Origin of the sequence: Amycolatopsis coloradensis, from assembly GCF_001953865.1 — a bacterium.
Taxonomy (GTDB): Bacteria; Actinomycetota; Actinomycetes; order Mycobacteriales; family Pseudonocardiaceae; genus Amycolatopsis; species Amycolatopsis coloradensis.
Window position 1 is genome coordinate 161742 of the sequence record NZ_MQUQ01000006.1, and the last position, 18475, is coordinate 180216.

General features: G+C 68.4%; 19 protein-coding genes. 8 read left to right on the forward strand and 11 right to left on the reverse strand.

The features are described from left to right. Nucleotides 1-182 precede the first annotated feature (182 nt). The 4 genes from BS329_RS14170 to BS329_RS14185 form a co-directional block, all read right to left on the reverse strand. Nucleotides 183-797: a D-Ala-D-Ala dipeptidase VanX-Ac1 gene (locus BS329_RS14170; protein ID WP_063856768.1), complete on the reverse strand. Its 615-nt coding sequence runs from the start codon at nucleotides 795-797 to the stop codon at nucleotides 183-185. Next, nucleotides 794-1837 carry a D-alanine--(R)-lactate ligase gene (gene vanA / locus BS329_RS14175; protein ID WP_076160590.1) on the reverse strand — a complete coding sequence of 348 codons (1044 nt, stop codon included), beginning with the start codon at nucleotides 1835-1837 and terminating at the stop codon, nucleotides 794-796. Before vanA ends, BS329_RS14170 begins: the two co-directional genes overlap by 4 nt. 1 nt (nucleotide 1838) lies before the next feature. Further along, nucleotides 1839-2882 carry a D-lactate dehydrogenase VanH-Ac1 gene (gene vanH-Ac1, locus BS329_RS14180; RefSeq protein WP_076160593.1) on the reverse strand — a complete coding sequence of 348 codons (1044 nt, stop codon included), beginning with the start codon at nucleotides 2880-2882 and terminating at the stop codon, nucleotides 1839-1841. 210 nt (nucleotides 2883-3092) lie between these two features. Continuing rightward, nucleotides 3093-3797 carry an alpha/beta fold hydrolase gene (locus BS329_RS14185; protein ID WP_076160595.1) on the reverse strand — a complete coding sequence of 235 codons (705 nt, stop codon included), beginning with the start codon at nucleotides 3795-3797 and terminating at the stop codon, nucleotides 3093-3095. 77 nt (nucleotides 3798-3874) lie between these two features. On the opposite strand from BS329_RS14185, the gene BS329_RS14190 reads away from it, so the two are divergent. Continuing rightward, nucleotides 3875-4540, forward strand: a complete 666-nt coding sequence (locus BS329_RS14190) for a TetR/AcrR family transcriptional regulator (protein ID WP_244197148.1) — start codon at nucleotides 3875-3877, stop codon at nucleotides 4538-4540. Here the strand turns inward: BS329_RS14190 and BS329_RS14195 are convergent. After that, on the reverse strand, nucleotides 4461-4931 hold the full coding sequence (locus BS329_RS14195; protein ID WP_076160598.1) for a hypothetical protein: 471 nt from the start codon (nucleotides 4929-4931) through the stop codon (nucleotides 4461-4463). The genes BS329_RS14190 and BS329_RS14195 overlap by 80 nt on opposite strands. A gap of 490 nt (nucleotides 4932-5421) precedes the next feature. On the opposite strand from BS329_RS14195, the gene BS329_RS14200 reads away from it, so the two are divergent. Beyond that, nucleotides 5422-6123: an FG-GAP repeat domain-containing protein gene (locus BS329_RS14200; RefSeq protein WP_076161080.1), complete on the forward strand. Its 702-nt coding sequence runs from the start codon at nucleotides 5422-5424 to the stop codon at nucleotides 6121-6123. 313 nt (nucleotides 6124-6436) lie between these two features. On the opposite strand, the gene BS329_RS14205 is transcribed toward BS329_RS14200, so the two are convergent. The 3 genes from BS329_RS14205 to BS329_RS14215 form a co-directional block, all read right to left on the reverse strand. Further along, nucleotides 6437-6733: a DUF1540 domain-containing protein gene (locus BS329_RS14205; protein WP_016331847.1), complete on the reverse strand. Its 297-nt coding sequence runs from the start codon at nucleotides 6731-6733 to the stop codon at nucleotides 6437-6439. A gap of 115 nt (nucleotides 6734-6848) precedes the next feature. Then, the gene (locus BS329_RS14210) at nucleotides 6849-7754 is read right to left on the reverse strand and encodes a PDR/VanB family oxidoreductase (RefSeq protein WP_076161082.1); all 906 of its coding nucleotides are present in this window, start codon (nucleotides 7752-7754) and stop codon (nucleotides 6849-6851) included. A gap of 13 nt (nucleotides 7755-7767) precedes the next feature. Next, complete coding sequence (locus tag BS329_RS14215) at nucleotides 7768-8409, reverse strand: MSMEG_1061 family FMN-dependent PPOX-type flavoprotein (RefSeq protein ID WP_076160601.1); 642 nt, start codon at nucleotides 8407-8409, stop codon at nucleotides 7768-7770. A 67-nt stretch (nucleotides 8410-8476) separates the two neighbouring features. On the opposite strand from BS329_RS14215, the gene BS329_RS14220 reads away from it, so the two are divergent. Both BS329_RS14220 and BS329_RS14225 read left to right on the forward strand, forming a co-directional pair. Next, nucleotides 8477-9094: a TetR/AcrR family transcriptional regulator gene (locus tag BS329_RS14220; RefSeq protein ID WP_076160603.1), complete on the forward strand. Its 618-nt coding sequence runs from the start codon at nucleotides 8477-8479 to the stop codon at nucleotides 9092-9094. A 71-nt stretch (nucleotides 9095-9165) separates the two neighbouring features. Further along, complete coding sequence (locus tag BS329_RS14225; RefSeq protein ID WP_076160606.1) at nucleotides 9166-9369, forward strand: hypothetical protein; 204 nt, start codon at nucleotides 9166-9168, stop codon at nucleotides 9367-9369. A 1-nt stretch (nucleotide 9370) separates the two neighbouring features. Here BS329_RS14225 and BS329_RS14230 read toward each other — a convergent pair whose 3' ends face one another. Then, complete coding sequence (locus BS329_RS14230) at nucleotides 9371-10186, reverse strand: oxidoreductase (RefSeq protein WP_076160608.1); 816 nt, start codon at nucleotides 10184-10186, stop codon at nucleotides 9371-9373. 146 nt (nucleotides 10187-10332) lie between these two features. Here BS329_RS14230 and BS329_RS14235 point away from each other — a divergent pair, with 146 nt between their 5' ends. From BS329_RS14235 to BS329_RS14250, 4 genes are all read left to right on the forward strand, one after another. Beyond that, nucleotides 10333-11094 carry a helix-turn-helix domain-containing protein gene (locus BS329_RS14235; protein ID WP_084749691.1) on the forward strand — a complete coding sequence of 254 codons (762 nt, stop codon included), beginning with the start codon at nucleotides 10333-10335 and terminating at the stop codon, nucleotides 11092-11094. 10 nt (nucleotides 11095-11104) lie between these two features. Beyond that, entirely contained in the window at nucleotides 11105-12658 is a 1554-nt protein-coding gene (locus BS329_RS14240) for an outer membrane protein assembly factor BamB family protein (RefSeq protein WP_076160611.1), read from the forward strand. A gap of 228 nt (nucleotides 12659-12886) precedes the next feature. Next, on the forward strand, nucleotides 12887-13459 hold the full coding sequence (locus BS329_RS14245) for a YbhB/YbcL family Raf kinase inhibitor-like protein (protein WP_208619210.1): 573 nt from the start codon (nucleotides 12887-12889) through the stop codon (nucleotides 13457-13459). 83 nt (nucleotides 13460-13542) lie between these two features. Beyond that, nucleotides 13543-16665, forward strand: a complete 3123-nt coding sequence (locus BS329_RS14250) for an AfsR/SARP family transcriptional regulator (RefSeq protein WP_076160616.1) — start codon at nucleotides 13543-13545, stop codon at nucleotides 16663-16665. Here the strand turns inward: BS329_RS14250 and BS329_RS14255 are convergent. Both BS329_RS14255 and BS329_RS14260 read right to left on the reverse strand, forming a co-directional pair. After that, entirely contained in the window at nucleotides 16649-17410 is a 762-nt protein-coding gene (locus BS329_RS14255; RefSeq protein ID WP_076160619.1) for an ABC transporter permease, read from the reverse strand. The genes BS329_RS14250 and BS329_RS14255 overlap by 17 nt on opposite strands. Further along, nucleotides 17407-18345: an ATP-binding cassette domain-containing protein gene (locus tag BS329_RS14260; protein ID WP_076160622.1), complete on the reverse strand. Its 939-nt coding sequence runs from the start codon at nucleotides 18343-18345 to the stop codon at nucleotides 17407-17409. Before BS329_RS14260 ends, BS329_RS14255 begins: the two co-directional genes overlap by 4 nt. Nucleotides 18346-18475: the final 130 nt, after the last annotated feature.

Consider the following 18475-nt stretch of genomic DNA (forward strand, 5'->3'; position numbering starts at 1 on the left):
GCCTGGATCGAACCCCGCACTCGCGAGTTCGACAACGGCCACGGTGGGCCTGCCCCCAGGTACGTGAAGGACCCCTTCACTGCGCCTAGCGCAAGGAAGGACCCCTTCACTGCGCCTAGCGCAGTGAAGGGGTCCTTCACTTACTCAAGCCCTGGTTCCGGGCCGTTCTAACGCCAGAGCACTCACGAGCCCGCGATGGGAAAGTCGAAATAGGTGTCCGGATAAGGTTCGTTCTTCAGGTTGTAATGCCACCACTCGAACTCATAGGAGCCGAACCCGCTGTCCACCATGATGGAGCAGAGGTGTTCACGGTTCTTCTCCTGTTCCGGCGTGATTCCCGCCGCGCCGTGGTGTGAAACGACGTCCATCACGTCGTGGTCGCCACCCATGTCGGCGAGTTCACCGGTGTCCAAGTGGTACAGCGTCAGGTCCACCGTGCTGCCCCGGCTGTGGCCCGACTTGGTGGCCACGTAGCCCTTTTCGAACATCTGGGGCCGGTCGATGTTCGGGTAGTGCCTGAGCTTCTTGCGGCCGTCTTCGGGCTGTTCCGCCCAGCGCATGAAGCAGTCCACGGCGCGCTGCGGACGGTAGACGTCCCAAAGGAGCAGGCCGAAGCCGAGAGACTCGGCTTTCTCCCGCGCCTTTTCCAACGCCGCGCAGAAAGCCCGCGTGCCGACGACGCGGTTCACCAGATATCCGTCCACCGGTTTGCCGGTGAAGTTGTCCCAGGTGGCGTATTTGGCATCCCAGCGGATTCCGGGCACAACCTCGTCTACGAAGACGAAATCGTCTTTCATCCGTTGCGCCTCGCCAAGGCCAGCGTCGCCAGCCTGTCGATCACGTCGCCGAGCGAGAGGCCGGCGGCCGCCATCATCCGCGGGTAACGGCTGTACGAGGTCAGGCCGGGAAGGGTGTTGACCTCGTTGAGGACCACGCTTCCGTCTTCCTTGAGGAACAGGTCGACCCGCGCGAGTCCCCGGCAGCCCAGGGCGCGGTAGATGGCCTTCGCGGTGTCCTGGACGACCGCGCGCGACTCCGCCGAGATGTCGGCGGGAACGATGAAGCTCGAGTTCTCGGAGCCGGTCTCGGGGCTCTCTTCCTGGTGGATCTTGAAGAATCCGTGGGTCAGCGCGACCCGGTCGCACTCGCCGGCCAGCAGCTCGTCGTCGTTGCCGAGAATGGAGCAGCCGATCTCACTGCCGATGACGGCTTCTTCGATCAGCACCTTCGAGTCGAACTCGCGTGCCTCCGCCAGCGCGGCGGCCAGTTCTTCCTTGCCGGACACCTTGCTGACACCGAAGGACGAACCCGAACGGGCCGGCTTCACGAAGACGGGGTAGTCGAACGCGTCGGCGTCGACGTCGGTGTCTTCCGTGACGATCCAGAAGTTCGGCGTGGGGATGCCCGCGGCCTTGATGACGGAATAGGTGAGGGACTTGTCCATGCACATGGCCGAGCTCGGGACGTCACAGCCGATGTAGGGGATGCCGGAGATCTCCAGGAGGCCCTGCATCGCGCCGTCTTCACCGAGCTTGCCGTGCAGGACGGGCAGCACCAGGTCGAGGGCGATCGTCTCGTACTTGCCCTCGTCCAGTACCAGCAGCCCGTGCACGCCCCTGTCCGGCGACAGGACGGCCGGACGGCAGTTCCCGCTGGTCTCCCAATCCGCGGCGGGGCCGTCGCAGAGCATCCAGGCGCCACCCTGCGTGATCCCGATGTAGTACGGCTCGTACTTCCCGAGATCGAGGTGCTTCTGGACCTCCAGCGCGGACTTGATGGAGATAGGGTGTTCTTCGGAAAGGCCGCCGAACAGAATTCCGATTTTCAACCTATCCATACTACTTCCCGCTTTCGAATTCGAGGCAATTGATGATGGAGTTTTCAACAGTGTCGCTCAGAGCGTGGTCCGTGTAATAGGCGGTATGCGGACTGATGATCACGTTCGACAGCTCCTGCAGCCGCAGCAACGGCTTGTTGCCGTCGATTGCCTTGTCCCGGCAGTCGGCGTAGAAGATCCCTTCCTCTCCTTCGAGGACGTCCAGCGCCGCTCCGCCGAGGTTTCCGCTTTCCAGGGCCGAGATGAGGGCCTCGGTTTCGATGAGTGGACCGCGCCCGGTGTTGATGATGTACGCGCCACCCTTCATCTCCTCGATGTTCCGACGATCGAGGAGGTGATACGTGTCCGTGTTGAGTGGCACGTGAAGTGTCACGATATCGCTCTGCTGCAGCAAATCGTCGAGGGGGACGTAATCGGCGGAGGCGTTGGGGATCGTGTCATAGGCCAGCACCCGGCAGCCGAAGCCCTTCAACCTGTCCATGACCGCGACACCGATGCGCCCTGTTCCGACCACCCCGACGGTCAGGTCGCGCAGTTCTTTCCCGCGTACGGCGTTCAGCCGGTAGTCATGGACTTCCGTGCGGCGGATGATGGATTTGGCGTCGCGTATCACCATCAGCATCAGCATCAGCGTGAAGTCCGCGACGCTGTCCGGCGAGTAGGCGACGTTACCGACGGTGATGCCGATGCTCTCGGCGTATTTCACGTCGATGTGATTGAACCCGATGCTCCTCGTGGAGATGTACTCCACACCCGCCTCACGGAGCGCGAGGAGAATGGAGTTCGAGATCGGAGTCTTATGACCGACACTGATGCATCGGTTACCTGACGCCAATTCGATAGTGGCTTCGGATACCGGCGCTTCCGCGATGGTCGGCATTATGCCGAAGCGAGGCGCCATCTCCTTGAAGAGGACGGCCTCGTCCTGACCGCAGCCATAAATCGTGATTCCCCTTGCCTCGTCGGCCGAGGAGGGCGCGGACGCCAGCGATCGGGAGCGACTTGCCTCTGATCGCGCTGGTTCGCTGTAGGTCATGGCGGACATTGTAGGCAGCATGCTGCCGCCGCCTTGGACGGGGTTTTCGACACGCCGACACTACGTTACCGGTGGGTAGCGCCGCGTGCACGCTGTGCTGTTCCCTCCGGCCCGGCATCCCCGCTCACCTGCACCATGACAGCTGACAAGAGATCTTGCCCGCCCGGCCCGCGTGCCGTAACCGTCCAGTGACGGAGACCACTCTCGTTCGAGGCAACCTTAGCACCGTTCAACCGTCGGATCCGCGTCCTGCCACGCGAAAGCGTGTGCCGACACGAGCTGCGCGAGCCCTTCCGGCGCGTCCCGCGCCACGAGATGCCCGGCGGCCGGAACCCTGGCGACCGTGACCCGGCGGTTGGCCGCGCGCAGCCGGCGCACATCGGCCTCGCTGAGCGGCGAATCCGGCCCGGCGTGCACCACCAGGATGGGCAGGTCCAAGGCCCCGGCCGTGGCGAGAAGGGCGGGCCCCGCCCCGAGAATGTCGTCCACGAGGTGGGTGTAGCGGCCGCTGAGCCCGTGGAAGTCGAGCCAGGAGCGCACCCGCGCCGGCTCGGGGCCCGGTACGACGTCGACCAGCACGAGCCCGGCGACGCGGTGCGCGACGGCGGGTTCCGCGAGAGCGGCGATGGCGGCCATCCCGCCGACCGACGCACCCACGAGGACGATCGGCACGGGCTCGCGGCCGATCATCTCGACCACGTCGTCGGCAAGGGCCCGGAGCCTGGTCGCCTTGCCGGAACTGTCGCCGTGACCACGCAGGTCATAGGCCACCGTCCGCAGTCCCTGGCTGGCCAATATCGCCGCGACGGGCACCCAGACGCTCCGCCGTTCCCCGCCCGCGTGAAGCAGCAAAACCGTCGGGCCACTGCCGGTCACCGTGCCCCGGAGGGTGACATCGCGCAGCGTGAGACTGATTTCGGTCATCGTCTTCTCCCCACCCAGTTACCTTGAGATGCCAAGGTAGCTCACATACCTTGGCGTCTCAAGGTACGATGCCGGACGTGACGACATCCCGAGCCAGAAGGACTCCGGAAGAGGCTCGGCGCCTGATCCTCGACGCCGCGGCTTCGCTGCTCGCCGAGTCGGGCGTCGCCGCCGTCCAGATGCGCGCGGTGGCCGCGCGGATCGGCATGACCGACGCCGGCGTCGCCCACCACTTCGGCAATCGCGAAAAGCTGCTCGCCGAACTCCTCCGGCACGGCGGCCGCCGACTCCGAGACGCGCTCCAGGACCTCCTCGCGGGTTGGCTGGACCGCGACGCCGACCTGCTCGAACTCGTCGAGGCTCTCCATGCGCTCTACCGGCACGGATACGGCGAACTCGCGGTGGCTCTGCACGCGGCGGGATGGCGCGACCCCGGCAGCGGCATGCTCACCCCGGTCGTCGATGCCCTCCACCGGCTCCGGCCGGCCGGCCCCTCGATCGACGACACCCGGCTCGCCGTAGCGGCCGTGCATCAGGCGATGGCCATGGAGGCGCAGTACGGAGGCGCTTTCCGGCGCAGTGCCGGAGCCACAGGCGCCGCTTCGGACGATTCAGCCGCCCAGGTGCGCTGGTGGGCGCGCCAGCTCCACCTCGCGCTCGGCCTCAAGTCCGATAAGGACCGTGATCCCCGAGGTCCGGGCTCACCCGCGGATGATGGCCCTCCTGTCCCGGCACCGGGGTGACCGTCGGCTCCACGATCGCCTCGGTCCGCGCCGACCGCTCGTTCTCACGTTCGCGGTAGCGGGTTTCGACGACGCGCTCCTCCCGACGGCGGGCGAGCACCGACAAGGTGAGGACGTGGGCCACGGCCAGGAGCAACAGGAAAACGCCCAGCCTGCCGACGAAAGCGGCGCTCGAACCGGACCAGTCCGGTGCCACGACCGAGAGCAGGGCCAGCACCCCGACCGCGGCCAGGTGGAAGACCGTCACCACCATCCAGGCCACCGATCCGCTTCCCTCGCCGCCGTCCGGCCCACTCAGGAAGCGGCGGGCGCCGCGGTAGAGGATCTGGCCGTCCGCGACGATGAAGATCAGTCCGATGATCAGAAATCCGGGAAGCTCGTTGTCGGGCATCGTTGCCTCCTCTGTTTCCCGAGGAGTACCCACGGACCGCCGCGAGACGGCGCCGGTCACCGGAACGAGTGAACAGGCCACGACCGGTCGACCGCGTTCCAGGCGCCACTCGGGCCCGCGATCCGTGCAGGACTCCTCACGACACGCGAGATCGCCGCCCAATCACGCTCGATCGCCACTCAGGCACACGCGATCGCCGCCCAATCACGCTTGATCGCCACCCAATCACGCGCGTTCGCCGTCCAAGCACGCGAGATCGCCGCCCAATCACGCCTGATCGCCGCTCGATCACGCCTGATCGCCATCCCAGCACGTGAACTCCCTCAAACGTGGCCCGTCCCACCCCAAGGCGGGCCACACGCGGCTTTCACCGGCGGGTTGCACCTGTGTGGCCCATCACACTTTTGGTGCACTTCCCGACCTCGTGGCCGTCTCCCCTTACGAGAACACTTTCGGTGAAAAGTTCACCGGGAGCCTGGAGGGAGAGATCATGAACCGCACGGGCATCATCCGTACCGCCACCATCACCGGCGTCGCCGCAGCTCTGAGCCTCGCCGCCATCGTCCCGGCGCTGGCCGCCCCGCAGGCGAGCCCGCTGTCCAACCCGCTGGCAGCCCCGGCCGCCGACCCGGTCACCACAGTGGCCGACCTCGACGGCGACGGCGAGATCGAAAGGGTCTCCGCCCAGCTCACCGGGGACAACGACCAGGTCATCTCCGCGACTGTGAACGGGTCGTTCACCTCGATCCACCTCGGGGCCGACAGCTCCGTCCCGCTCGAAGCCCCGCGCGTCGCCGACCTCAACGGTGACGGCCGCGCGGAACTCATCGTCGCCCAGTCGGTGGGGGCCAACACGACCTTCTTCACCGCTCTGCACTACGACGGCCGCAACCTCAGCCAGGTCGTCGACGAGCACAGCAAGCCGCTCTTCGTCGCCGAGGGCGGCGGGGTGGCCGCCCACCTCGGCTACCAGTGCACCCCGCTCAACGGCGGCGGACGCACCTTCGAGGTCGTCGCCTCCGAAGCCGACGACGTCAGCGCGGAACCGCTCACTTACAGCGGCACCCGCACCGTCTACACCCTTCGCGACGGCGCGCTGACCACGCGGAGCAGCCTGCCGATCACCTCTCGCCCGGTCACTGACCCGGTGCTCGGCGCCGACGCCGCGACCTGCGCCCAGACCGGAAGCTGATCCCGAGTGCGCGTGAAGGCCCCTTCCCTCGGCTGGGCGCGGGGGGTACCGGCAAAGTCAGGATCTTGCAGGTCAGGCGTTAATTCGTCGCTGCCTAAGGCTCACGATGGAGGAATTGGGACGTCGAGTGTCCCGATTCCTCCATCGTCGCGGGGTCGCACCGGTGGCGGAGCTTGATCAACGAAAAGACAGGCCACCCGGAACACACCCCCGAGCACTCACAGGCACTCAACCAGCAGCTCTACGACTTTGCCGAGACCCTGGGCTGAGCCCGGGGGAAGGGGCCTGTACGCGAAACAGGAAGCTTTTCGCGTTATGGGGCGTAGGTCAGGCAATTCGCGGCGTGGTCTCCTTCACCGGGTCCGACTCGGACACTCGACGCCGTGCATTCCAGGGCCGAGTTGTGGCGGCAATCGGACCGGGAGCAGGCCCCCACCTGAGCGGTCACCCGATCGAGACCGCCCTTGGTGTTGAGCGGGACAAATGTTCCGCAATCGGCGGAACCATTGCCTCCGCCCACCGTGATGGCGAAAGCGTGACAGCCGTCATGGTTGTAGGAACAACCACTGACCGTGCATTCGTGGACAGCGGGCATTTCGGTGGTGGTCATAACGACTCCTGCGATTCGTGGTGGTGGTGTCGTTCGGTGTGTCCAGGGTTACACCGCTCCACGACCGCGGCAATTCGAACACCCGCGGCGAGACACTCTCGGGTGACCCACCGGATCAGAGGTCGAGGTCGAGACGGGACGACGCGCGGGAGACACAGCAGTACATCCGTCCCGGCGGCGCGCCGATGTCGTCACGGTGCTCCGGTTCACCACCGACGACGGAGATTTCACAGCTACCGCAAACCCCTTCGCGGCACCCGGACGGTATCGGATACCCCGCGTGGTTCAACGCGTCCAGCAGTGACTCCTCCGCGGCGACCGGCACCGTCCGTCCTGATCGGACACAATGCGCCTCGAACGGCTTGTTGGGCGCGAATTCCTTGACGACGGGCTGAAAACGCTCAAGGTGCAGTCCCTGCGCGGGGAATGCCGCTTCGGCCGCGGCGAGCATCGAAGCGGGGCCACAGCAGTACACCAGCGCCTGCGGGCCGAGCCCGGCCGCCAGCGCGATGAAATCGGGCCTGCCGTGCTCCTCGGTGGGGTAGACGCGCACCCGGTCGCCATAGGTCGCCTGGAGTTCACTCGCGAACGGCATGGCGTCCTTCGACCTGCCCACGTACACCAACGTCGCCGCCGCTCCCGCTTCGACGGCGGCCGCCAGCATCGGCTTCAGGGGAGTGATGCCGATGCCGCCGGCGACGAACAGGTATTCCGGTGCGGGCAACAGGCGGAAGTTGTTGCGTGGCAACGAAACTTCGAGCGGGCGACCCGTGCGCAGGAACAGGTGGACGTACTCCGAGCCACCCCGGCTGAGCCGGTCGTACCGGACGGCGACCCGGTAGCTGCCGCGATCGGCCGGATCCCCGCACAGCGAATACTGCCTGGTCAGCCAGTTCGGCAGGGCCAGATCGACGTGCGCGCCCGGCGCCCAGGGGGCCAGCGGGCCCTCGGCACCGCGCAGGACGAGCGAGACGGTGCCCTCGGCGACCGGCTCGACGTGGTCGAGAATGGTCCGCTGCATCGACGAAGTCACCTCAGTACAACTGCCGGTAGCTGGTTTCGAGCATGTTCTCCAGTACCGTCGGGTCGACGTCGAGTCGCATCTGCTCGACGGCGATCTCTCCAACGGACGGCAGTTCTTCGGCGAGCGCCTGGCTCGCGGGATCCCAGATCCGGGAGCGGACCAGCGCGCGTCCACAGTGGAAGAAGGCCTCTTCGACCTCCACGATGATCGCCAGCTCCGCCGGTTTGCCCTCGGTCCGCATCCGGGCGAGCACGTCCGGTTCGTCGGTGGGATACCCGCGACCGTTGACCCGGAACACTTCCCGCAGGCCGGGGACCAGGAACATCAGGCCGATCCCGTCGTTCCCGGCGAGATTGCGGAAGGAGTCGGCGAGTTTGTTGCCCGGCCGGTCGGGGATCGCGAGCAGGCGCTCACCGAGCACCTTGACGAAGCCCGGGTAATCGCCGCGCGGTGAGCAGTCCGGCAGGCCCGACGCGTCCGACGTGGCCATCGCCAGCAGCGGGGAATGGGCGATGAACCGATGGCCGTGCCGGTCGACGCGATCGTGGACCTTGGCCTTGATCATGGCCTCCGGCTCCCCGAGCCGGGCCCGCACCTCCTCGAACGAGATCCGGCGCGGACGCGTCCCGTGGACGAGATCAGTGCTGGTCATGGCACAATTATGAGCAATTACTCAGTCGGTTCGCTACTCGCTTTCGCGCCGCTTCACCGGGAGTGCCATGACCTCGGAGCAACGACGGATCCAGCCACGTAAACAGCCGCGTCAGGTCCGGGCCGAGCTGACCCGTCAGCGCATCCTCGCCGCCGCTGCTCACATTTTCGCCGAGTACGGGTACGCCGCGGGGACCACGAACCGGATCGCCGAACGGGCGCGGATCTCGATCGGTTCGCTGTACCAGTACTACCCGAACAAGGACGCGATCCTGGCCGAGTTGCTGACCCGCCACCTCGACGGCGACCGGGCCACCGCGACGCTCCGCGGGTACAAGAAAAGCCCGGAATCGCTGGAGACCATCATCCGCGAGTTCGTCCGCGCGGTGATCGACAACCATCTCGACGATCCGGAACTGCTGCGGATCATGATCGAGCAGGCGCCCCGCTCCGCCGAACTGATGGAGCGGGTCACCCGGGTGGAGTGGGAGATGATCACCGACCTGCGCGAGTTGTTCGACGCCCACCCCGAAGTCCGCGTGCAGGACAAGGACACCGCGGCCCGGCTCGTCTCGTCCACCGTCGAGATGACCGTGCACCAGCTCATCGCGGCCCCCGGCTCGATCGACACCACGCGGCTGGAGAACGAACTGGTGGCGATGATCACCGGCTATCTCCGCGCCTGATTTCTGGGGGTTGACCTGGCGCTGAGCGGGTATCCACCATTGTGACCCGAGTATCGCGAGGAGAGAGCAGGATGCGCGGCCTCATCGCAAGCTGGAGACGGCGAGGGAACAGCCTCGCGCTGGCTTGGACGTTGATCACCCTCGGCCTCGCCACGATGCTGTGGGTGTCGGGATTCCGTGCGTGGCCGGTCTATCTGACGGCGGTGCCGGGCGCCGTGGTGTCCGTTCTGCTGTGGATCGGTGTCGCGCGCACCCGCCGCCGGGCGGGGAGCTGAACTACTTCGTCGCGCGGGTGGCCAGCGCGTCGAACTCGCGGTCCGGCAGTGTCCTGTTGAGTTCGAGGAGTTTCTCGGCGAGATGGCCGACGGCGTACCGCGTGTCCGGGTGCTCAGCCTCGATGGCGCGGCGGATGGCGTCCACGACGACGCTGGGATCGGAACCGTCCTTGAGCCCGGTTTCACCGTGCCGCGCCATGGCTTCCGCCATCTCCCGGTACGCCCCGCCACCGGAGATTTCCCGTAGCTGCGCGGAAGTCCGGTCTTCGAATTCGGTCTTGATGATGCCGGGCTGGATGATCACGACGTCGATGCCGAACCGCTCGACCTCCATCCGGAGCGTGTCGGAAAAGGCTTCGAGCGCGTGTTTCGAAGCGTAGTACCAGGCACCGAGCGGCAAGGCGATCTCGCCGCCGATGGACGAGACGTTGACGATCGTGCCGGACCGCTGGTCCCGCATCGCGGGCAACACGAGCTGGACCAGCCTGGCCGGCGCGAGGAGGTTGACCTCCAACTGGTCTCGCGCGCTGTCGAGCGCGACGTCCTCGATGGCGCCGTGCAAAACGGTCCCGGCGTTGTTCACCAGGACGTCGATCCGCCGCTGTTCGGCGAGGACGGTGTCGACCGCGTGGCGGAGGTCGCCCTCCTCCCGGGCGTCCATCTTCAGTGAATGCCCGCCCGCCGCGCGGAGGTCGTCCATCTTCTCCACGCGCCTCGCGGCGCCGTAGACGGTGTGGCCGGCGCGGAGAAGCTCCAGCGCCGTCGCGTGGCCGATCCCTGACGAAGCGCCGGTGACCAGGCATACCTTGGCCGTCATCTCGCTCGCACCTCCTGCTCTCTCTTCGCTGCTGACGAAACAGTAAGTCCGAATTTCGGGCAGCGGCAACGTCTCTTCACTCTCTTTCGAGGTGAAAGGCCTACAATCGATGCAATGACCATGGAGCTGAACGCACCGGAGGACGGGTGCCGGGACACCGTCTGACCCACGAAGAGCGCGGGCGCATCGCCTCGGGACTGGCGGCGGGACTCACCTACGCCGAGATCGCCCGGCGGATGGGGCGCCCCAAGTCGACGATCATCCGCGAGGTGGCCCGCAACGGCGGCGCCCACGGTTATCGGGCCAACCAGGCACAGCAGGCGACCCAATGGCGGGCGCGCCGTCGCAAACCCGGTCCGCCGGCCGTCGCCGGCGAGCGTTCCCCGGAGGCGCTGCGCGACTTCGAAAGCGAATTCGCCGAGATGATGGCCGAAACCGGGGTCCCGGCGATGATGGCCAGGGTGCTGGCCTGCCTGTTCACCAGCGACACCGGGGGCAGCACCGCCGCCGAACTCGTCGCGCGTCTGGAGGTCAGCCCGGCATCGGTCTCCAAGGCCGTCGGCTGGCTCGAACAGCGTGGCCTGATCGGCCGCGAACGCGACGGCAGGCGGCAGCGGTATGTCGTCGACGACCAGTTCGGCTATCGGGCCTGGCAGGCGAGCCTCGATTCGATGACCAGGTGGGCGGACGTCACCCGGCGCGGGGCCGGGTTGTCCGGTGGCCCGGCGGGCGCCCGGTTGGACGCCACCAGCCGGTTCTTCCGGCATCTGCACCAGGACATGAGCGAGGCGGCCGAACACTGGCGGCGGACGCTCACCACCGAGTCGGCGAAAGGTGTGGTCATTTCGACGGTCCCGCCGGGAATCCGGCCGGGAGAGGATTCCCCGGTAGCGGCAGGCGAAGGCTGAGGGGCGGAACATGGGGGTGGTGGTCGCGGCGCTCGCCGCGGGCTGCGCGGTGGCGGCGGTGTTCCTCTCCGGAGGGGCGATCCGCCCGGATCGGCCGGATCTCGAGGTGGCGCTGGTCGCGGCGGCGCTGGTGCTCGCGGCATTGCTGACGTTCGGGAAGTCCCAAGGGGCGAGGATTTCCGCGCTGGTTCTCGCGGCGGGTGCCACGGGCTGGGCGGTCTACGGCCTGAGCACCGATCTCGGCAGTGGCGCCCCCGGTGTTTCGACGGCGGTGCTCGTGGTCGCCGCCGTCGTGGCGCTGGTGGCGACGGGACTCCCGCGACCGGTCCGGTGGTGGCTCGCCGTCCCGTTGGTGGTGATGCTCGCGGCGGGGACGGTGACCGCGGTGACGGTCGTGCCCGGGCTGGCGGTGCGGTCCATGACGGCCGCGGCCATCGCGGCCCCCGCGCTCGCCGACCGGGTGACGTCCGCACCGTGGACCTGGACCTCGCCGGCCAAGGTGCTGGACGTGGTCGCGGCGGGCGCCGGGGTGACGGTCGCCGGGGCAGGCGGCGTGGTCACCGCGCTCGACGGGCCGACCGGCGCGGTGCGCTGGACCTACGCCCGGCCCGGAGCCCACGTCCGCGCGCTCGTCCCCACACCGGACCGGCTTCTGCTGCTGGCCGTCTACGCCCCCGGTGGCGGCGCGGACCGCCACCACCACCTCACGGTTCTCGACGCGTTCACTGGCGAACCGGTCCAGGAGACGCCGATCGAGAACGTGCGAAGCGCGGACCTGCTCGCACCGGCCTCCGCCGTACTGCCGACCCTCACTCACTTGGGGGACAATAACTTTCGCGTCGACGCGCTGGATCTGCGCGGCGGGAACCGGCTGTGGTCCTGGAACGCGCCCGAGGGCTGTGTCTCCCCGTTCGCGCTGCCCGCGAGCGGACGGGACGTGGTGCTGGCGCCGATGCTGTGCCAAGACCGGCTCAGCGTGCTCGGCCTGGACGAACGCACCGGCACGCCGCGCTGGGAGCACCGGCTGCCGGTGACGCGGCCTTCCGACGAGAAGGCCGACTTCTTCCTGCGCTCCGCCCCCGGCGGTGGCACCGTTTCCCTGACACTGCGGTATTCCGGGCTGGCCACCGGCGCGAACACCGACGTCGTCCTCGACGCCGCCACCGGCACCATCCTGTCCACAATGGACCCCCGGGCGCCGAAGCGGATCACGGTCGGCCCAGTGGCCGTCTCGGAACGCGACGAGAGCGGGAAGATCACCGCGGCCACCCTGGACGGCGGGGTGGCCGTCGACCTCGCCGCCTGCCCGGACCGGCGGGCGCACGCCACCACGCCGACGGCTTACCTGCGCCTGTGCGCCTCACCCGGTGGCGGGATGGTGGTGCACCGGCAGGAGCTCGACGGCTCGGCGTCGTCCACCCTCCCGATCGCGTGGCCGCCGCCCACCGAAACGACCGGCAGCCTGCTCACCGGAAGGGCACGTCACGCGCTCATCCCCGCCCCCGGCGCCCTGGTCGCCGCCCGCGGCGGGGACGCCCCGGTGGTCGGCTTCCCCTCGCGCTGACCAGGTCAGAAGTTCCGGGCCACCCCTGATGGCCGTCCGATCACGTGTGTCGTCCGTCTGATCACGCGAGATCGCCGTTCGGCATTGGACGGCGAGACCGCGAGCCGGTGAATTCACCTTGTTCACCCCGGAAAGTGCGCTAGCCGCCGGAATCCGGAATGCCTACGCTGAATTGAGCGCGCGTGCACCCCGTTCGCCCCACGGACCGAAGTATCCTCGGGAGCCTCGATGAGAAGCACGAGAATCGTGTTCTGCGCTCTGCTCGTCACCGGCCTGGCCGCTGTTTCGGCGCCGTCGGCGTCAGCGGAGCAGTACGCGTTCACCTTGTCCAGCACCGCTTTCGCCGACGGCGGCGTGATGCCCAAGGTCCACGAGTGCACCAGCGGCGGCGGGAACGACCCCGCCAAGAAGAACGAGTCGCCGCCCCTGGCCTGGTCGGGCGCCCCCGCCGCGGCCAAGAGCTACGCGATCGTGATGCGCGACCTCGACAACGCCAACCTCATCCACTGGGTCATCTACGACATCCCGGCGGCCACCGCCTCGCTCCCCCAGAACGTCCAGCACGCTTACCGGCCCGCGGTGCCCGCGGGAGCCAGGCAGATCTACTACCGCGGCAGCGCGAGCCTCTACGGCTACCAGGGCCCATGCTCGCCCTCGACGGTGAACACCTACGAGTTCGTCGTGCACGCCCTCAACCAGACGTCGCTGACCAGCCTGAACTCCAGTTCGTCGACCCAGACGGCCGCCAGGGCGATCACCGCGGCATCGATCGGCTCGGCGAGAATCAGCGGCGAGTCGTAGCGCGGTGACGTCGGCGGAACACCCAGCGCCATCCCAGGTCCGCGGCCGGAGGCCCGCTGATCACCCGTGGCAAAATCGGCCCAATGCAGATCGGGATGCTCGGCCCCTTCGAGGTTCGCACCGCTGACGGCGTCCTCGCCGACGTTCCGGGCGCCCGGCTGCGCGGGCTGTTGATCGCCCTCGCGCTCGAACCGGGCCGGGTGGTCCCGAAGTCGGCGCTCGTCGACTGGATCTGGGGCGAGCACCCGCCCGCCGACGCGGCGAACGCCTTGCAACGTCTCGTTTCCCGGCTGCGGAAGGTGCTGCCGGAGGGTGTCGTCGACGGCCAGACCGACGGTTACCGCCTGAAGGTGGACCCCGACGACGTCGACGCCGTGCGGTTCGAGCGCCTCCTCGGCCAGGCGGGCGGCGACGAGACACGGCGGTTGCGCGAGGCCCTCGCGTTGTGGCGCGGCGCGGCCATGCAGGACGTCGGCCTGCAAGACAGCGGCGCGTTCGACGCGGCGGTCACCCGGCTCGAAGGGCTTCGCCTGACGGCCATGGAGGATCGGTTCGACGCGGAGATCGACCTCGGCCACAGCGCGAAACTGGTCACCGAACTGACCGATCTGGTGGCCGCGCATCCCCTGCGCGAACGGCTCGTCGCCGCGCTGATGCGGGCTCTCGCGGCGACAGGGCGCGACACCGAGGCGCTGCTCGTGTACCAGCGCACGCGGGAGGCTCTCGCCGACGCGCTGGGCGTCGACCCCTCGCCGGAGCTGGCCGCCGTGCACGTCGCGCTACTGCGGGGTGAGCTGGGACGGCGGGAGGAGAACCGCAAGACCAACGTGCGCGCCGAACTGACCAGTTTCGTCGGCAAGGACGCCGATCTCGCCACGGTTCGTGAACTCGTCGCCGAGCACCGCCTCACCACCCTGATCGGGCCCGGCGGCTCGGGAAAGACCCGGCTGGCCACGGAAACCGCGCGCACCCTCCTCGGGGATCTGCCCGACGGGGCCTGGCTGGTGGAACTCGCGGCCATCGGCGCGGACGGAGACGTCGCGCAATCCACACTCGTCGCGCTCGGCCTGCGGGACGCCCTGCTGGGCGAAACGCCGAGCGCCGAACCCACCGACCGGGTCATCGCCGCGATCCGCGAACGGGAAGTCCTGCTGATCCTGGACAACTGCGAGCACGTGATCGAGTCGGCCGCGGCCTTCGCCCACCGCGTGCTGGGGGAATGCCGGCGGCTGCGGATCCTGGCGACGAGCCGGGAGCCGCTCGGCATCACCGGTGAGGCGCTGTGGCATGTCGTGCCGCTGGCCGTGCCGGACCGGCACGCGGATCCCCGCGAAATCGAAGCCTCCCCCGCCGTCCGGTTGCTGCGGGACCGGGCGAGCGTGGTGCGCAAGGATTTCGTCGCCGACGAGGCCACACTGGCCACGATGGCGCGGGTGTGCCGGGTCCTGGACGGGATGCCGCTGGCGATCGAACTGGCCGCTGCGCGGTTGCGCACCATGTCCATCGACCAGCTCGCCAACCGGCTCGACGACCGCTTCCGCCTGCTGACCGGCGGCAGCCGGACCGCGCTGCCCCGGCACCGGACGCTGCGCGCGATGGTGGACTGGAGCTGGGAACTGCTGACCGACGCCGAGCGGACGGTCCTGTGCAGGCTCTCGGTGTTCTCGGGCGGGGCGAGCCTGGAAGCGGCCGAGCAGGTCTGCGTCAGTGAGTCCGTCGAGCACTACGAGGTCCTCGAAGTGCTCACCGCGCTGACCGAGAAGTCGCTGCTGGTGGCCGCGGGCGACGAAGCGCCGCGCTACCGGATGCTCGGCACCATCAAGGAGTACGCCGCGCAACGGCTCGCCGAGGCGGAGGAAACCCTGCTGGCGCGTCACGCGCATCTCGCCTATTTCACCGAACTCGCCGAGGCGGCGGAACCGATGCTCCGCCGCCCCGAGCAGCTGGACTGGCTCGCCAAACTCAACGCCGAGCACGACAACATCAGTTCCGCGATGCGCGGCGCCCTCGCGGCGGGCGAGGCACCGGCGGCGATGCGGCTCGCGGCGGCCTGTGGCTGGTACTGGTGGCTCAGCGGGCACCGGTCGGAAGGCATGGAGCTGGTCAGCGCGGCCGTCGAAGCGCCAGGTGAGGTACCCGACGAGGTCGCGGCCGTGGTGTACGGGCTTGTCTCGCTGTTCGTGAGTTCCGGCTACGCCGACGAACACACCGCGGCGAAGTGGATCCACGAGTCGTACCGGCTCAGCCGGGACAACGAAGCGAATCACCCGCTGGTGGGACTCATCGTCCCGCTGGTACACATGTTGCGGGGTGATGAGGCGTTGTCCGCCTGGGAACCGGTGCTGGAGGACGAAAACGCCTGGGTCCGCGCGCTGGCCAGGCTGCACCTCGGCAAGATGCGGATCACGCTCGGCCACCCAGGACCGGACGCGGAAACCTGTCTCGAGCGCGCGCTCGCCGAGTTCCGCGCCCTCGGCGAACGGTTCGGGATCTCGTTCGCCCTGACCGAGCTGGCGGACCGGCTCGCCACCCGCGGCGACTTCGCCACCGCGTGCGAGTACTACGAACAGGCGGCCGAGGTCGTGACCGAGATCGGTTCCATCGAGGACCTCATCCGGCTGTGGTCGCGGCAGGCACAGCTGTACTGGCTGATGGGCGACGAAGACTCCAGCGCGGCCGCTTCGGCCAAGGCGGAGCGGTACTCCCGACGGGTCACGTGGCCGGGAGCACTGGGCATGCTCGCCCTTTCCCGGGCGGAACTCGCCCACTGGCGCGGCGAAACCGAAGAAACGGCGCGGCAACTCGCCCTCGCGGCGACCGTGATGGGCGAGGAAGCGGAGCTGGGGCACGTCCGCGCCATCACCCACGACCTGCTGGGTTATCTCGCCGAAGACGTCGAGGAGTCCCGCGCGCACCGCGAGTCGGCCTTCCAAGCGGCGTCCGAGGTGCGGCACGTGCCGCTGGTCGCCCACATGCTCGTCGGGGTCGCGGACCTGGCGCTGCGCCGCGACGAACCCGAGCAGGCCGCGCGGCTGCTCGGGGCGGCCGACGAGCTGCGCGGGCTGCCGGATCGTTCGCGCCCGGACGTGACCCGCATCGAGCGGACAGTGCTGCGCCGCCTCGGCGAAGAGAAGTTCGCGGAGGCGGCGCAGGAGGGCGCGCGGACGAGCTGGAAGCAATTGGCCGAGGTCACGCTCGCTTCTTGAACGTCGAGGACGCCCACAGGTACCCGGCGAGCGCGATCCCGACGCACCACCCGAGGGCGGGGAACACGTCGCCGGCGGCCGGCGCCCCGTTGAGGAGCCCGCGCAACGTCTCGATGATCGGCGTGAAGGGCTGGTACTCCGCGAACTCCCGGAGTCCGGGCCCCATCTTCTCCGCGGGCACGATCGCGCTGCTGAAGAACGGCAGCATGACCAGCGGCACGGAGGCCATGCCCGCGGTCTCCGGTGACTTCGCCGCCAAGCCCAGCGCGACCGTGAGCCAGCCCGCCGCCGAGCCGAGCAGGACGACGATTCCGGCGACGCCGAGCCAGTCGAGGAAACCCGCCGCCGGGGCGAAACCCAGCAAGAAGGCCACGCCGGTGAGCGCGACGATCGCGACCAGGTTGGTCAGCACACTGGTGACGACGTGCCCGGTCAGCACCGCGCCCCGCGAGACGTCCATGACCTTGAACCGGTTGATGATGCCCTTCGTCATGTCGGAGTTGACCGCCGTCGCGGTGCCGCCGAGTCCGTAGCAGACGGCCAGCAGCATCAAACCCGGTGTGGCGTAATCGATGTAGTCGACGCCGACGCTGAACGCGTCTCCGAACACGTACACGAACATCAGCATCATCACGACCGGCATCAGGATCGCGTTGAACACCGAGGTCGGATTGCGGGCGAGGTGTTTGAAGTTGCGGCGCAACATCACCATCGAGGGGGACTTGCTCCTGGCTTGAGTCGTCATTTCTTGGCCTCCGTGCTGCTGTGGCCCGTCAGGGCGAGGAAAACGTCATCGAGATCAGGGGTGTGGACGGAAAACTCTTCGGCGGCGATCGAGTACTCGTCGAGCCGGTCCAGCAGCGACCGCAGCGATTTCGTCCCGCCGTCGCTGGGGACCCGCAGGGCCGGCGTCTCGTCGTCCCGGGTGGCCCCGGGGAAGATCCGCGCCGCCGCGTCGAGTTCGGCGACGGTGGTGAACCGGAGCCGGACGTGCGTGCCCGGCATCTGGCGTTTGAGTTCGTCGGCGGTGCCCTGCGCGACCAGGTGACCCTGGTCGAGGACCGCGATCCGGTCGGCGAGCTGGTCGGCTTCTTCGAGGTACTGGGTGGTGAGGAAGATGGTCACGCCGTCGGCGACCAGCTCGCGGATGATCGACCACATCGTGCGGCGGCTGCGCGGGTCCAGTCCCGTGGTGGGCTCGTCGAGGAAGATGATCCGCGGGTTCCCGACCAGCGTCATCGCCAGGTCGAGCTTCCGGCGCATCCCGCCGGAATAGGTCGACGCCTGCTTCTTCGCCGATTCCACCAGATCGAAGCGTTCCAGCAGCTCGGTCACGATCCGTTCGCCACCACGGGCGTTCCGGTTCAGGTCCACCATCAGCCGCAGGTTCTCCTGGCCGGTCAGCAGTTCGTCCACCGCCGCGAACTGGCCGGTGACCCCGATCGCCGCGCGGACCGCCTTGGCCTCGGTCGCGAGGTCGTGCCCGGCGACCCTCGCCGTCCCGCCGTCGGCCTTCATCAAGGTGGTCAGGAGGTTCACCGTGGTCGTCTTGCCTGCCCCGTTCGGGCCGAGCAGTGAGAAGATGGTGCCCGCCGGTACTTCCAGATCGATGCCGTCGAGCACGACCTTGTCGCCGAAGGTCTTCCGCAGCCCGGAGGCCGCGATCGCTGTTTCTGTCATGGGAGCAACAGTGGACGGCGGGCCTGACACGCCGCCGCCACGCCGCTGACACGTCCGGCGCCGATGTCAGCGCCGTGTCAGTCCGGTGTCAGGCCCCTCGGTGATCGTGGTCGTCACAACCACCACGAAA

Coding starts and splice junctions, on each gene's coding strand:
- BS329_RS14255 (WP_076160619.1), bottom strand. CDS start 17,410: ATGACGACTCAAGCCAGGAGCAAGTCCCCCTCGATGGTGATGTTGCGC.
- BS329_RS14200 (WP_076161080.1), top strand. CDS start 5,422: ATGAACCGCACGGGCATCATCCGTACCGCCACCATCACCGGCGTCGCC.
- BS329_RS14245 (WP_208619210.1), top strand. CDS start 12,887: ATGAGAAGCACGAGAATCGTGTTCTGCGCTCTGCTCGTCACCGGCCTG.
- BS329_RS14205 (WP_016331847.1), bottom strand. CDS start 6,733: ATGACCACCACCGAAATGCCCGCTGTCCACGAATGCACGGTCAGTGGT.
- BS329_RS14240 (WP_076160611.1), top strand. CDS start 11,105: ATGGGGGTGGTGGTCGCGGCGCTCGCCGCGGGCTGCGCGGTGGCGGCG.
- BS329_RS14225 (WP_076160606.1), top strand. CDS start 9,166: ATGCGCGGCCTCATCGCAAGCTGGAGACGGCGAGGGAACAGCCTCGCG.
- BS329_RS14215 (WP_076160601.1), bottom strand. CDS start 8,409: ATGACCAGCACTGATCTCGTCCACGGGACGCGTCCGCGCCGGATCTCG.
- vanH-Ac1 (WP_076160593.1), bottom strand. CDS start 2,882: ATGTCCGCCATGACCTACAGCGAACCAGCGCGATCAGAGGCAAGTCGC.
- BS329_RS14195 (WP_076160598.1), bottom strand. CDS start 4,931: ATGCCCGACAACGAGCTTCCCGGATTTCTGATCATCGGACTGATCTTC.
- BS329_RS14230 (WP_076160608.1), bottom strand. CDS start 10,186: ATGACGGCCAAGGTATGCCTGGTCACCGGCGCTTCGTCAGGGATCGGC.
- BS329_RS14220 (WP_076160603.1), top strand. CDS start 8,477: ATGACCTCGGAGCAACGACGGATCCAGCCACGTAAACAGCCGCGTCAG.
- BS329_RS14210 (WP_076161082.1), bottom strand. CDS start 7,754: ATGCAGCGGACCATTCTCGACCACGTCGAGCCGGTCGCCGAGGGCACC.
- BS329_RS14250 (WP_076160616.1), top strand. CDS start 13,543: ATGCAGATCGGGATGCTCGGCCCCTTCGAGGTTCGCACCGCTGACGGC.
- BS329_RS14185 (WP_076160595.1), bottom strand. CDS start 3,797: ATGACCGAAATCAGTCTCACGCTGCGCGATGTCACCCTCCGGGGCACG.
- vanA (WP_076160590.1), bottom strand. CDS start 1,837: ATGGATAGGTTGAAAATCGGAATTCTGTTCGGCGGCCTTTCCGAAGAA.
- BS329_RS14260 (WP_076160622.1), bottom strand. CDS start 18,345: ATGACAGAAACAGCGATCGCGGCCTCCGGGCTGCGGAAGACCTTCGGC.
- BS329_RS14170 (WP_063856768.1), bottom strand. CDS start 797: ATGAAAGACGATTTCGTCTTCGTAGACGAGGTTGTGCCCGGAATCCGC.